Annotated in this window: 14 protein-coding genes; 11 read left to right on the top strand and 3 right to left on the bottom strand. The window is 73.9% G+C overall.

Annotated elements, in window-relative coordinates; translation table 11 throughout:
* The first annotated feature begins 175 nt into the window (after positions 1 to 175).
* The 3 genes from fabG to ACFC2L_RS13930 all read left to right on the top strand — a co-directional run bounded on the left by fabG (position 176) and on the right by ACFC2L_RS13930 (position 2362).
* Complete coding sequence (gene fabG, locus ACFC2L_RS13920) at positions 176 to 901, top strand: 3-oxoacyl-ACP reductase FabG (protein WP_047233142.1); 726 nt, start codon at positions 176 to 178, stop codon at positions 899 to 901.
* 142 nt (positions 902 to 1043) lie between these two features.
* Positions 1044 to 1811: an enoyl-ACP reductase FabI gene (gene fabI, locus ACFC2L_RS13925; protein ID WP_375824881.1), complete on the top strand. Its 768-nt coding sequence runs from the start codon at positions 1044 to 1046 to the stop codon at positions 1809 to 1811.
* Positions 1812 to 1825: 14 nt separating this feature from the next.
* On the top strand, positions 1826 to 2362 hold the full coding sequence (locus ACFC2L_RS13930) for a histidine phosphatase family protein (protein WP_375824882.1): 537 nt from the start codon (positions 1826 to 1828) through the stop codon (positions 2360 to 2362).
* 75 nt (positions 2363 to 2437) lie between these two features.
* Here the strand turns inward: ACFC2L_RS13930 and serB are convergent, their stop codons facing one another.
* Both serB and glgC read right to left on the bottom strand, forming a co-directional pair.
* A complete protein-coding gene (serB, locus tag ACFC2L_RS13935; protein ID WP_375824957.1) occupies positions 2438 to 3106 on the bottom strand; it encodes a phosphoserine phosphatase SerB in 669 nt (222 codons plus the stop codon).
* Positions 3107 to 3222: 116 nt separating this feature from the next.
* Entirely contained in the window at positions 3223 to 4464 is a 1242-nt protein-coding gene (gene glgC / locus ACFC2L_RS13940) for a glucose-1-phosphate adenylyltransferase (protein WP_253049960.1), read from the bottom strand.
* Between the two features lie 130 nt (positions 4465 to 4594).
* Here glgC and glgA point away from each other — a divergent pair, with 130 nt between their 5' ends.
* The 4 genes from glgA to ACFC2L_RS13960 all read left to right on the top strand — a co-directional run bounded on the left by glgA (position 4595) and on the right by ACFC2L_RS13960 (position 8118).
* On the top strand, positions 4595 to 5806 hold the full coding sequence (glgA, locus tag ACFC2L_RS13945) for a glycogen synthase (RefSeq protein ID WP_375824883.1): 1212 nt from the start codon (positions 4595 to 4597) through the stop codon (positions 5804 to 5806).
* Positions 5803 to 6285 carry an SRPBCC domain-containing protein gene (locus ACFC2L_RS13950; protein ID WP_375824884.1) on the top strand — a complete coding sequence of 161 codons (483 nt, stop codon included), beginning with the start codon at positions 5803 to 5805 and terminating at the stop codon, positions 6283 to 6285. The genes glgA and ACFC2L_RS13950 overlap by 4 nt, the downstream gene beginning before the upstream one ends.
* A gap of 313 nt (positions 6286 to 6598) precedes the next feature.
* The gene (locus ACFC2L_RS13955; protein WP_375824885.1) at positions 6599 to 7210 is read left to right on the top strand and encodes a DUF6318 family protein; all 612 of its coding nucleotides are present in this window, start codon (positions 6599 to 6601) and stop codon (positions 7208 to 7210) included.
* A gap of 353 nt (positions 7211 to 7563) precedes the next feature.
* Positions 7564 to 8118, top strand: coding sequence for a hypothetical protein (locus tag ACFC2L_RS13960; protein ID WP_375824886.1), 555 nt, complete (start codon positions 7564 to 7566; stop codon positions 8116 to 8118).
* Positions 8119 to 8377: 259 nt separating this feature from the next.
* Here ACFC2L_RS13960 and ACFC2L_RS13965 read toward each other — a convergent pair whose 3' ends face one another.
* Positions 8378 to 9214 (bottom strand): hypothetical protein, encoded by an 837-nt coding sequence (locus ACFC2L_RS13965; RefSeq protein WP_375824887.1) that lies wholly within the window; start codon positions 9212 to 9214, stop codon positions 8378 to 8380.
* A 27-nt stretch (positions 9215 to 9241) separates the two neighbouring features.
* Between ACFC2L_RS13965 and ACFC2L_RS13970 the strand changes: the two genes are divergently transcribed.
* The 4 genes from ACFC2L_RS13970 to ACFC2L_RS13985 all read left to right on the top strand — a co-directional run bounded on the left by ACFC2L_RS13970 (position 9242) and on the right by ACFC2L_RS13985 (position 13003).
* Entirely contained in the window at positions 9242 to 10030 is a 789-nt protein-coding gene (locus tag ACFC2L_RS13970; RefSeq protein ID WP_375824888.1) for an ABC transporter ATP-binding protein, read from the top strand.
* 79 nt (positions 10031 to 10109) lie between these two features.
* Complete coding sequence (locus ACFC2L_RS13975) at positions 10110 to 10580, top strand: NfeD family protein (protein WP_375824889.1); 471 nt, start codon at positions 10110 to 10112, stop codon at positions 10578 to 10580.
* A 65-nt stretch (positions 10581 to 10645) separates the two neighbouring features.
* Complete coding sequence (locus ACFC2L_RS13980; protein ID WP_375824890.1) at positions 10646 to 11956, top strand: SPFH domain-containing protein; 1311 nt, start codon at positions 10646 to 10648, stop codon at positions 11954 to 11956.
* Between the two features lie 234 nt (positions 11957 to 12190).
* The gene (locus ACFC2L_RS13985) at positions 12191 to 13003 is read left to right on the top strand and encodes a TetR/AcrR family transcriptional regulator (protein ID WP_375824891.1); all 813 of its coding nucleotides are present in this window, start codon (positions 12191 to 12193) and stop codon (positions 13001 to 13003) included.
* The last annotated feature ends 100 nt before the right edge of the window (positions 13004 to 13103 follow it).

The following is a 13103-nucleotide window of genomic DNA, read 5'->3' on the forward strand; positions in this document are numbered from 1 at the left end:
GTGGGGGAGCGCTGTGACCGTGGCGCACCGCGCACGACGGCGTCGGCGCACGGTACGGTCGGTGCGGCGTGCTCGCGCGGGCCTGTCACGAGCCCGCGCCAGGCCCACCCGGCACCGGCCGTGCGGGACCCGTCCCCGGCCGCCGACCCACCCGACCGTCCCGAGGAGCCGCACCGTGTCCGAAGCCACCGCACCCGCCCCGCGCACCGTCGTCGTCACCGGCGCGAACCGGGGGATCGGCCGCGCGATCGCCGAGCGGTTCGTGGCGAACGGCGACCGGGTCGCGACCGTCTACCGCGGTGGCGACCTGCCCGAGGGCGTGTTCGGCGCCGTGGCGGACATCACCGACACCGCGGCCGTCGACGCCGCGTTCACCGAGATCGAGAAGGAGCTCGGGCCGGTCGAGGTGCTCGTCGCGAACGCGGGCGTCACGCACGACCAGCTCCTGCTGCGCATGACCGACGAGGACTTCGAGTCCGTGATCGACGTCAACCTCACCGGCACGTTCCGCTGCGTGCGGCGCGTGAGCAAGGGCATGATCCGCCTGCGCCGTGGTCGCATCGTGCTCGTGTCGTCCGTGATCGGCCTCTACGGCGGCGCCGGTCAGGTCAACTACGCGTCGTCCAAGGCCGCGCTCGTCGGCATGGCGCGCTCCATCACGCGCGAGCTCGGGTCGCGCAACATCACGGCGAACGTCGTGGCGCCCGGCTTCATCGACACCGCGATGACGGCCGAGCTGCCCGAGGAGCGCCAGGCCGCCTACAAGGCCGCGATCCCCGCCGGGCGCTTCGCCCAGGCCGACGAGGTCGCCGGGGTCGTGCAGTTCCTCGCGTCCGACGACGCCGCGTACGTCTCCGGGGCGGTCATCCCCGTCGACGGCGGCCTCGGCATGGGTCACTGAGCGGACCCGCGACCGGGCCCGCACGTGGGCTCCTCATGGTGACGGTCACGCCCACGGGTCACCCGCGCGCCCGCACCCCCTCTCTTTCAGTACGCTCAGCCTCAGCGCGCCCGCACGGCGGGTGCACGACGGAAGGAAACCGATGGGTCTGCTCGACGGCAAGAAGCTCCTCATCACCGGAGTGCTCACCGACTCCTCGATCGCATTCCACGCGGCGCGCCTCGCGCAGGAGGAGGGGGCCGAGGTCGTGCTCTCCTCGTTCGGCCGCCAGATGAAGCTCACGCAGGCCTTCGCCAAGCGCCTGCCCGTCGAGGCGCCCGTCGTGCAGCTCGACGTGACGGACGACGACGACCTCGCCGGCCTCGCCGACGCGGTGCGCGAGCACACGGATCGGCTCGACGGCGTCGTGCACTCCATCGGCTTCGCCCCGCAGAGCGTCATGGGCGGCAACTTCCTCTCCGCGACGTGGGAGGACGTGGCCACCGCGCTCCAGGTCTCCACGTTCTCGTACAAGTCCCTCGCGGTCGCCGCGAAGCCGCTCATGACGGACGGTGGTGCCGTGGTCGGCCTCACGTTCGACGCGCAGTTCGCCTGGCCGGTCTACGACTGGATGGGCGTCGCGAAGGCGGGCCTCGAGTCCGCGAACCGCTACCTCGCGCGCGACCTCGGCCCCGACGGCATCCGCGCCAACCTCGTCTCCGCGGGCCCGATCCGCACGACGGCCGCCAAGTCGATCCCCGGGTTCGAGCAGATGGAGGACGGCTGGCCCAAGCGCGCCCCCCTCGGCTGGGACCAGACGACGGCGGAGCCCGCCGCGCGCGCGGTCGTCGCGCTCCTGTCCGACTGGTTCCCGGCGACGACCGGTGAGATCGTGCACGTCGACGGCGGCGTGCACGCCATGGGGCAGTGACTCAGGAGGAGAGCATGGGCGCGGAGACCATCGACGGCGGCGTGCGCCGCCTCGTCCTCCTGCGCCACGCCAAGGCGGAGCCCGGCGGCGGGAGCGTCGACGACGTGCTGCGTCCTCTCGCCCTCAACGGGCGGCGGCAGGCGGTCCGCGTCGGCGGCGCACTGCGCGAGACGGGGCTCGTCCCCGAGCGCGTCCTGTGCTCGTCGGCGCTGCGCACGCGCCAGACCTGGGATCTGCTCGCCGCCCACCTGGGCGACGTGGACCCGGAGGTCCTGGTGAGCGACGACCTCTACGCGGCGGACGTGACTGACGTGCTGGACCTCGTCCGGACGACGGACTCGCGCGTGCGCACGCTGCTCGTCGTCGGGCACGAGCCCACGATGGCGGCGACGGCGTCGCACCTGGCCGACCCCGCGTCCGACGGCGGCGCGCTCGCCCAGGTGCGCGTCGGTGTGCCGACCGCGACGTACTCCGTGCTGGAGTCGGCGACGGCCTGGGACGCCTGGGTGCCCCGCGGGGCCCTGCTCACCTACGTGGGCCGCCCGTCCTGACGGCCGCGTCCGGCTCGTGAGGCGAGAGAGCCCTGGTCCGTCCGGACCAGGGCTCTTCCACGTGCGGGACGCGGCTCAGCGCGCGGCGTCCACCTGGTCGACGACGTCGAGGACGGCGTCGATGCGGGGGCCGTCGACGCCGTAGGGGGCCTGGGCCCGCACGACCGGCTTCGCGGCGAACGCGACGCCGATGCCGGCGGCGCCGATCATGTCGAGGTCGTTCGCGCCGTCGCCCACGGCGATCGTCGCGGTCATCGGCAGGCCGAGCTCTGCCGCGAACTCGCGCAGCGCGACCTCCTTCGCGGCGCGGTCGATCACCGGGCCGGTCGTGCGGCCGGTGAGCCGGCCGCCGGAGACCTCGAGCCGGTTCGCGCGGAAGCGCGTGATCCCCAGCTCGGCGGCGAGGTCGGCCACGATCTCCTCGAAGCCGCCCGACACGAGCCCCACCTCCCAGCCGCGGCGGTGGGCCTCCGCGACGAGCTCCCGCACGCCCGGCGTGAACGTCGCGCGGGCGCGGACGTCGGCGAACGCCTCGACGGGCACCCCGGCGAGGGTCGCGACGCGCTCGCGCAGCGACGCCCCGAAGTCGATCTCGCCGCGCATCGCGCGCTCGGTCACCTCGGTGACCTCGGCGCGCGTGCCCGCGTGGTCGGCGAGGAGCTCGATGACCTCCTGCTCGATGAGCGTCGAGTCCACGTCCATGACGAGGAGCCGGACGGGGCCGCTCGTGGGGTCGGGGGTCACGCGGGGGCTCCTCGCGGTGTCGGTCTCGTCGGCGCCCGGGGCGGGCACCTCGGCGGGCGCGTCGACGGGCAGCGCGACGCGGACGGCGTCGGGCACGACGCCGGCGGGGGAGGGCGTCACTCGACGACCGTCCCCTTGGGGACGACGGTGATGCCGGACTCGGTGACCGTGAACCCGCGGGCGCGGTCCTGCTCCGGGTCCAGACCGATGCGCGCCTGCTCGCCCACGACGACGTTCTTGTCGATGATCGCGCGGTGGACCTGCGCGTGGCGGTGCACCTGCACCCCGTCCATGAGCACGGAGTCCGACACGGACGACCACGAGTGCAGGTAGGTGCCGGGGGAGAGGACCGAGCCGACCGCCGTCGCGCCCGAGATGATCACGCCGGGGGAGACGATCGAGTCCGCGGCGTGCCCGAGGCGCCCCCGGCCCGCGTGCACGAACTTCGCGGGCGGCAGGCCCGTGTAGCCCGTGTGCAGCGGCCACTCCTCGTTGTAGAGGTTGAAGACCGGGGTGACCGCGATGAGGTCCTTGTTGGCGTCGTAGTACGAGTCGATCGTCCCCACGTCGCGCCAGTAGTCGCGGTCGCGGTCCGTCGAGCCCGGGACGTCGTTGCGGATGAAGTCGTAGACCGCCGCGGTGCCCTTCTCGACGAACGCGGGCACGATGTCGCCGCCCATGTCGTGGCGCGAGTCCGCGTTCGCGGCGTCCGACGTCACGGCCTCGACGAGCGCGTCCGTGTCGATGACGTAGTTGCCCATCGACGCGAGCACCTCGTCGGGCGAGTCCGCGAGGCCGACCGGGTCCTTGGGCTTCTCGCGGAACGCCGCGATCTTGGTCGGGTCCTTCGGGTCGGTCTCGATGACGCCGAACTGGTCCGCCATCGAGATCGGCTGGCGGATGCCCGCGACGGTGAGCTGTGCGCCCGACTCGACGTGCGCGTCGACCATCTGGGAGAAGTCCATGCGGTACACGTGGTCCGCGCCGACCACGACGACGATGTCCGGCCGCTCGTCGTCGATGATGTTGAGGCACTGGTAGATCGCGTCCGCGCTGCCGAGGTACCAGTGCTTGCCGACGCGCTGCTGCGCGGGCACCGGCGCCACGTAGTTGCCCAGGAGCGACGACATGCGCCACGTCTTGGTGATGTGCCGGTCGAGGCTGTGGGACTTGTACTGCGTGAGCACGATGATGTGCAGGTAGTGCGAGTTCACCAGGTTGGACAGCGCGAAGTCCACGAGGCGGTAGATGCCCCCGAACGGCACCGCGGGCTTGGCCCGGGACGCGGTGAGCGGCATGAGGCGCTTGCCCTCGCCCCCGGCGAGGACGATGGCGAGGACTCGTGGTGCGGCGGCCATGCCCAGACGGTAGCCCCTCGGGGCGGCACCGCGCAGCAGGGACCCGCATCCTGGGCGCGGCGCGTCCGAGGCGTCCCGCACCGTCGGCCATCGCGGGACCGCGGCGGGCGACTCGGCTACGGTGTGGCGCGTGAGAGTGGATCTGCTGACCCGTGAGTACCCGCCGCACGTCTACGGCGGGGCCGGCGTGCACGTCGCCGAGCTGTCCGCGGTCCTGCGCCGCCACGTCGACGTGCGCGTGCGCTGCTTCGACGGCCCGCGCGGCGAGGACGGCGTGACCGGCTACTCCGTCCCGGGCGTGCTGTCTGGCGCGAACGCCGCGCTCGGCACGTTCGGCGTCGACCTGCAGATGGCCGACGACGTCGCGGGCGCCGACCTCGTGCACTCCCACACCTGGTACGCGAACCTCGGCGGCCACCTGGCGGGCCTGCTGCACGGCGTCCCGCACGTGCTCTCCGCGCACTCGCTCGAGCCGCTGCGCCCGTGGAAGGCCGAGCAGCTCGGCGGCGGGTACGCGCTGTCGTCCTGGGCCGAGCGCACCGCGTACGAGGGCGCGGCCGGGATCATCGCCGTCTCGGGCGGCATGCGCGACGACATCCTGCGCGTCTACCCGCAGGTCGACCCGGCGAAGGTCCACGTCGTGCACAACGGGATCGACCTCGCCGGCTGGCGGCGCCCGGAGTCCGAGACGCAGCGTGGTGGCGCCGACGGCGTCGTCCGCGGCCTCGGCATCGACCCCGACCGCCCGGCCGTCGTGTTCGTCGGCCGGATCACGCGGCAGAAGGGTCTGCCCTACCTGCTGCGCGCCGCGCGCTCGCTGCCCGACGACGTCCAGCTCGTCCTGTGCGCCGGCGCGCCCGACACCTCGGAGATCGCCGCCGAGGTGAGCGGCGCCGTCGCCGAGCTGCAGAAGGAGCGCAGCGGCGTCGTCTGGATCGAGCAGATGCTCCCGCGTGCCGAGCTCGTCGCGGTGCTCGCCGCGTCCACGGTGTTCGTGTGCCCGTCCGTGTACGAGCCGCTCGGCATCGTCAACCTCGAGGCCATGGCCGTCGGGCTGCCCGTCGTCGGGACCGCCACGGGCGGCATCCCCGAGGTCGTGGACGACGGCGTCACCGGCCTCCTCGTGCCCATCGACCAGGCGGACGACGGCACGGGCACCCCGCTCGACCCCGACCGGTTCGTCGCGGACCTCGCGGGCGCGCTCACGCAGGTCGTCAGCGACCCCGAGCGCGCCGCCGAGATGGGCCGCGCCTCGCGGCAGCGCGTCGAGGACCACTTCGCGTGGGACGCGATCGGGGAGCGCACCCTCGAGGTCTACCGGACGGTGCTGGGGCAGTCGTGACCAGCGCGGGAGCCGGCCGGGTCGACGAGGCGTCGCGCCTCGTCGCCGCCGCGCCCCGCGACGTCTACCAGGCCCTCGTCGACCAGGACGCGCTCGCCGCGTGGCTGCCCCCCGACGGCATGACGGGCCGCTTCGAGCGCTTCGACCTGCGCCCCGGAGGCGGCTACCGCATGGTCCTCGCCTACGACGACCCGCAGGCCGACCCCGGCAAGACCGGCGCGGGGACCGACGTCGTCGACGTCGCGATCGTCGACCTGGTCCCGGGCCGGAGGGTCGTGCAGCAGGTCGACTTCGAGTCCGACGACCCGGCGTTCGCCGGGACCATGACGATGACCTGGACCGTCGAGCCCGCCGGGGACGGCGCGCGCGTCACCGTCCGGGCGACGGGCGTGCCGTCGGGCATCTCCCCGGAGGACCACGCCACCGGGCTGGCGTCCTCCCTCGCGCACCTCGACGCGCACGTGACGTCGCGCACCTGACGGCGGGGTCGCGCGGGGCGTCGGGGAGCCGAGCAGCCGGCGAGCCGTGAGAAGTGGCCCTCCGGGTCGCCCTACGAGGGGCCACGTCTCGCTTCTCACCCCGCGACGGAGGTGACGTCGCCCGTGACCCGCCGGTCCGCCTCGCCCGCTCGCGCGGAGCGGGTCGACGCGCCCTCGTCGTCCACAGGGCGGGACGTGCGGTTCCGTCGGCCGGGCGGTTTCGCTAGGTTGCTGGACAGCCCGCACGCCTCGTCGAGGTGGCGTGCGGGGTGGTTCGCATCGATCTGCAGGGGGTCTCGTGCGTCGTTCTCGTGTGCTGTTCCGTGCCCGACGGCGGTCGCTCGTCGTGGGCGTCGTCGTCGCGGTCGGGTGGGTTGTCGCCGGGTGCACCGGTGGCAGCGGCCCCGGCCCCTCGCCGTCGGTCGACGAGCCGGTCGTGCCGTCGCCGTCGGAGTCGCCCGTGCCGTCGCCGACCGAGACCGGACCGGTGAAGCCGGAACGTCCCGCGGCGATGGACCGCGACGACGCCGAGGGTGCCGCCGCGGCGGCGAAGTACTTCGTGTCCCTGTACCCATACATCATGTCCACCGGCGATACAGCCGAGTGGGACGCGATGACCTGGACGGACACGTGCACCTTCTGCACAGCGAACTCAACGAAAGCGCAAGAGTTACGCTCGTCGGGATATCAGTACTCGGGCGGCGAGATCACCACCGAGGTCGCGAAGGTATGGCCGTTCGACGACCTCGTCGGAGCTTTTCCGATCGATGTCAGTTACGACCAACTGAAAGCTAGCCTGGCGGACGCTTCTGGGGTCACGGTCGCCGAGTACGAAGCACAGTCCGGAGTCTTCGAGCTCGGGCTTGTCTGGTCGGATGCTCACTGGTCGGTGATCGAAGTCGGTGGTACAGGAGAAGAGTCGTGAGCGGCGCGACGAGGCTTCTCCTGAGCGTTTGCCTCTCCGTGACGGGCTTCCTTGGCGATCGTGCGGCAGCGAACGGGACCCCGCCGCCTGACGTGGGCATCACGACGGAGGCAAGCGGTGATCGGATCACGACACGAGCCACCGACTCGAGCCCCAGTGACGGCGGTGACGCCACTTCAACGGCGTCGGGTGGTGGTCCGGCGTCGGAGGCGTACCGGCGCGGGCCGGCGTACCGGTGCTACGACGGCGACCACGCCACGACGCTGCCCGGGCTCGTACCTGCGTGCCCGGACGGGCAGAGCCCGGCCGGGTTCGACCCCGCCTGCACCGCGGACCAGGTCGCGTTGGAGCCGTTGTTCCGCCAGACCTGGACCAACACCCCGGACGGCACCCGGACCGCGGTCTCGGCCTGGGAGCTCGTCGCCGACGGTTCCTGCCTCGGCGCCGTCGACCTGGCCGCGGAGGCCGAGTCCGCGTTCCGCACCCTGACCATCTCCCCGTCCCCGGTGATCGTGCAGCCCCCGGACGGGTGGACCCTGGTCAACGTCCCCACCATCACCTACACCCAGCCCGGGGAGCAGGTCCTGGACACGACCCTGCTCGGCATCCCCGTGCAGATCCGCGCCACCCCGCGCACGTACGCGTGGGACTACGGCGACGGCACCGCCCCGGTCTCCACGACCGACCCGGGAGCGGCCTACCCGCACCACACCGTCGCGCACACCTACGACCAGCCCGCCGAGCAGGTCCAGATCACGCTCACCACGACCTGGTCCGGACAGTTCCGCATCACCGGCACCACCACCTGGACCGACGTCACCGGCACCGCCACCACCACCAGCACCGCCGACCCGCTACGCGTCTACGAAGCCCGATCACGCCTCGTCACCGACAACCTGCCCGACTGACACCCGCACGCCAGACGTGCGACCGGCGTCGGGCACCCCGCCCCCCACGGGCTGCTCACCGCCGGACGCGGGACGGCGTCGCGCACCGCACGCCGGCACTCCGACACCGTCGCGCACCGCACGCCGGCACTCCGACACCGTCGCGCCGATCCACACCTCGGCCCTCCGCGCAGCGGACCCCCCGCGAGATCGACCCGAACGGTCGAGATCGACCCTCAGAAGGCCGATCTCGCGACGTGCGGGTCGATCTCGCGGAGGGTCAGGAGGCGGCGATCCAGAGGGTGGCGGCGCCGAGGGCGTGGCGGGAGGCGCGGTCGACCTCGCGCAGGGCGGTGGAGCGCTGGTCGGCCTGCCAGAGGTTGACGGACCCGCCGTCGTCGGCGGTGGCGAGGTCGACGATGGCGCGGAGGCGGGCTGCCTGGGTGAGGACCTGGACGGCGCGCGGGGGGACGGACGCGGGGAGCTGCCAGGCGGGGACACCGCCCGCGCGGAGGTCTGCGAGGGCGCCGGCCGCGTCGTCGCGCCAGCGCGCGACGTCGAGCTCGTCGAGGGCGCGGGTCGCGAGGAGCAGCGCGGTGCGCAGGTCGCGCTCGGCCTCCGCGAGCGAGCCGAGCGCGCCGAGGACGCGCGTGCTCCACGGACCGACCGACGTCACGTGCCACGTCACGAGGTGGCCCGGCTCGAGGTCGCTGCCGAACTCGGTGACCTCCGGCACGAGCGCCCACGACCCGGACGACGTGGTGACCACGACGCACTCCCCGGCGTCGGTCGCGCGCGCGGCGGCCTCGGGCGGGACGCCCGCGACGTCGCCGGGGACCGGTGCCAGCGCGACGACCTCGCGCGCGTCGCCGGCCCACGCCCCGGCCAGGTCCTCCAGGCGGAGGTCGCCCAGCGCCCCCGACACGACGTGCGGCTCGTCGTCGCGCTGCACCGCGCGGAGCAGGCGGGCCAGCCCGTCGTCGTCGCCCAGGCGCGCCGCGCGCAGCCAGAGCGCGAGGAGCGCGCTGCGGGGGAGGGCGCCCGCGCTCGACGCAGAGCCGGGACCGGAGGCGGGGCCGGTCGCGTCGTGCGGGCCCTCGGACGAGTGTGAGACCACGTCGGCCAACCTATAGGGTCGGTGACCATGAGCGCGGTTCTCGACCTGAAGGGCGTCACGGTCCGCCGTGACACCAAGACCATCCTCGACGCGGTGGACTGGCAGGTGAACGAGGGCGAGCGGTGGGTCGTGCTGGGCCGCAACGGCGCCGGCAAGACGACGCTGCTGCAGATCGCGTCCGCACGCATGCACCCCACCGCGGGCACGGCGGACATCCTCGGCGAGCGGCTCGGCCGCGTCGACGTCTTCGAGCTGCGCCCGCGCATCGGCCTCGCGTCCGCGGCGCTGGCGGAGCGGATCCCGGGCGGCGAGACGGTGCGCGACGTCGTCCTGACGGCCGCGTACGGCGTCACCGGCCGCTGGCGCGAGGAGTACGAGGAGTTCGACGCGGAGCGCGCGAGCGACCTGCTCGCGGCGTTCGGCGTGGACCACCTGGCGGACCGCCTGTTCGGCACCCTCTCGGAGGGCGAGCGCAAGCGCACCCAGATCGCGCGGTCGCTCATGACCGACCCCGAGCTCCTGCTCCTCGACGAGCCGGCCGCCGGGCTCGACCTCGGCGGGCGCGAGGAGCTGGTCGGCGCGTTGTCCGAGCTCGCGGGCGACCCGGCGTCTCCCGTGCTCGTGCTCGTCACGCACCACGTCGAGGAGATCCCGCCGGGGTTCACGCACCTGCTGCTGCTCAAGGACGGCGTCGTGCACACGGCCGGCCCGGTCGAGGAGGTCCTCACGGCCGAGAACCTCAGCGACGCGTTCGGCCTGCCGCTCCTCGTCGCGCACGGTGGGGGACGCTGGATGGCGCGCGCCGCGCGGGTGTGACGCACCCGTCTCGCACCGGGTGCGCCAGGACGCGTGCACCGCGGGCGGAAATTCGGTAAAGTACACGTAAAGCGCGCACGTGGGAACGGGGGTCGAGATGGACTGGCTGTGGTGGGTCGGAGCGGCGCTTCTCCTCGCACTCGTGGAGATCATCTCGCTCGACCTCGTGCTCATCATGCTGGCCGGCGGCTCGCTCGCCGCGGCCGGCGTCAACGCCGCCGGCGGGCCCCTGTGGCTGCAGATCGTGGCATTCGCGGTCGTGAGCGCCATCCTGCTGCTCACCCTGCGGCCGTGGCTCCTGCGCCACCTGCGCTCGCGGGTGCCGCTCACGGAGACGAACGTCGCCGCCCACGTCGGCCGCACGGCGCTCGCCGTCGACCGCGTGAGCGAGTTCGGCGGCCGCGTGAAGCTCGTCGGCGAGGTCTGGACCGCGCGGACCGAGCCCGACGCCCCCCAGATCCCCGTGGGGACGGAGGTGCGCGTCGTCCGGATCGATGGCGCGACGGCCGTCGTCGCGCCGCTGCCCGCGCAGCACCCGACCGGGTCGTGACCGACCGGCACGACCCGCACCGCGCCGCCGGGCGACCGGTCGCGCCGACGACCAGGAGGTAGTCGATGAACGACCCCAGTCCCGGAACGATCCTCGCGTACGTCGTCCTCGCGCTGATCCTGATCTTCGTGGTCGTCGCGCTCGTCAAGGCGGTGCGCATCGTGCCGCAGGCGGTCGCGATCATCGTCGAGCGCCTGGGCCGGTACTCGCGCACGCTCGAGCCGGGCCTGCACCTGCTGGTGCCGTTCATCGACCGCGTGCGCGCGTCGGTCGACCTGCGCGAGCAGGTCGTCTCGTTCCCGCCGCAGCCCGTGATCACGTCCGACAACCTCGTGGTCAGCATCGACACGGTGATCTACTTCCAGGTCACCGAGCCCAAGTCGGCGGTCTACGAGATCGCGAACTACATCACGGCGATCGAGCAGCTCACCGTGACGACCCTGCGCAACGTCATCGGTTCGATGGACCTCGAGCAGACGCTCACGAGCCGCGACCAGATCAACGGCCAGCTCCGCGGCGTGCTCGACGAGGCGACCGGCCGCTGGGGCATCCGCGTGAACCGGGTCGAGCTCAAGTCGATCGACCCGCCGCCCAGCGTGCAGGGCTCGATGGAGCAGCAGATGCGCGCCGAGCGTGACCGCCGTGCGGCCATCCTCACGGCCGAGGGCGTCAAGCAGTCGCAGATCCTCACGGCCGAGGGCGAGAAGCAGGCGGCGATCCTGCGGGCCGAGGGTGACGCGCAGTCGAAGATCCTCACCGCGGAGGGCGAGGCCCGCGCGATCCTCCAGGTGTTCGACGCCATCCACGAGGGCGACGCCGACCCGAAGCTGCTCGCATACCAGTACCTGCAGATGCTCCCGCAGATCGCGAACGGCAGCGCCAGCAAGCTGTGGGTCGTGCCGACGGAGTTCACGGCCGCGCTCGGGTCCATCGCCAAGGGCTTCGGCGGCGTGCCGGGGATCGACGGCGGGGGCGTGCCGAGCGCGACGCCCGCCGAGGACGCGGAGGCGGCCGAGGCGAGCGCCGAGGCGCGCCGCGAGCGCGAGCGCGACCGCGTGAAGTTCGGCGTGCCGTCGCTTACCGACCCGTCGGAGGCGCTGGCCGAGGCGCGCCGTCAGGCCGAGGCGGCCACGGCGGACGCCACGAGCGCGGGCACGCGCTCAGGTCTCCCGTTCGACCCGCAGACCGAGCGCGGCCAGCACCCGGGCGGTGCGGGCGAGCACCGCGCGGGCCCGCCGGAGCCGGGTGCTGCGACGCCGCGCCCGCTGGGCGGCCCCTCGCAGTACGCACCGCCGCCGACGCCCGTGGAGGACGCGCCCGGGGCGGACGAGCCGCCCGCAGACGAGCAGCCGCCGTCGTTCCCGCCGCACCGCTGACCCCCTGGTCGACGACACGCGGTCGACGCCGACGGCATCGCGGCGCTGACGCCCGCGTCGTCCGCACCGTCCTGGTGACGCGCGGCGGACGCCAGGCCGCACCGCAGAGCCCCGCACCTCCCGGGTGCGGGGCTCTCGCGCGTCCCGTCGGGGGACGCGTCGTCGGTCGCGCGAGGGTTTCGCCACGAGCGGACGGCATTGCGAGTGAGTGCTCACTCAGTTAGCGTCGCCCTCGTGACACCGCTCCCCGTCCCGTCGGACGCACCGCCCGACACGCCGTCCGACTCGATGTCGGACGCGATGCCCGACGTGGTGCCCGAGGCGCCCCCGGGCGTGCCCGCTCCCGAGCGCACGCGCGCCCGCCCGCTCTCGCGCGAGGAGCGGCGCGACGCGATCGCGGCCGCGACCATCCCGCTGCTCGTCCAGCACGGCGCGGCCGTGACGACCCGGCAGATCGCGGACGCCGCCGGGGTGGCCGAGGGGACGCTGTTCCGCGCCTTCGCCGACAAGGACGAGATCCTGCACGCCGCCGTGGTGCGCTCGCTCGACCCGGCGCCCGCGGTCGCCGCGATCGACTGCCTCCCCGACGACGACGGCCTGCGCCCGCTCGTGGTGAGCATCGTCGAGTTCCTGCTGGAGGCCCAGCGCGTCGGGATGCGGATCTTCGCCGCGGCGCACCAGGTGCTCGACCCGCACCGGGGCGCCACGCGCGCGGCCGGCGCCGACGACCCGCGCACGGAGCGGCAGGACCGGGCCGACACCGTGCGGCGGATACGCGCCGGGCACGGCCCGGACGCGCGCCGGGCGGGGTTCGACGCGCGCGAGCGCTCCGCACGCGAGATCGTCGCGGCGATCGAGCACAAGCTCGCCGCCCACCGCGCGGAGCTGCGCGTGGAGCCCGGGCTCGCGGCCCGCGCCGTCTTCTCCCTCGTCTTCGGAAACGCCTTGCCGCACCTGTCGGGCGGTGACAGGCTCGACGCCGTGCAGCTCGCCGACCTGATCCTGGGCGGCATCGGGGCGGACGTCCCCACCGACCCCTCGCCCTGAGGGGCGCTCCGCCCATGCCCCGCGGCAGCCCTCGCCCGGCCCCGCCCCGGTTCGAGCCCCCCGCACGCCGGGGGCGTCCACGGCCTCGACCGTCCGTCCC

The organism is Cellulosimicrobium sp. NPDC055967 (assembly GCF_042269845.1).
Classification (GTDB): Bacteria; Actinomycetota; Actinomycetes; order Actinomycetales; family Cellulomonadaceae; genus Cellulosimicrobium.

Bases quoted from the DNA above. Each gene is read 5' to 3' on its own strand.
- fabI (WP_375824881.1), top strand. From the start codon at position 1,044: ATGGGTCTGCTCGACGGCAAGAAGCTCCTCATCACCGGAGTGCTCACC.
- ACFC2L_RS13930 (WP_375824882.1), top strand. From the start codon at position 1,826: ATGGGCGCGGAGACCATCGACGGCGGCGTGCGCCGCCTCGTCCTCCTG.
- glgC (WP_253049960.1), bottom strand. From the start codon at position 4,464: ATGGCCGCCGCACCACGAGTCCTCGCCATCGTCCTCGCCGGGGGCGAG.
- ACFC2L_RS13970 (WP_375824888.1), top strand. From the start codon at position 9,242: ATGAGCGCGGTTCTCGACCTGAAGGGCGTCACGGTCCGCCGTGACACC.
- ACFC2L_RS13980 (WP_375824890.1), top strand. From the start codon at position 10,646: ATGAACGACCCCAGTCCCGGAACGATCCTCGCGTACGTCGTCCTCGCG.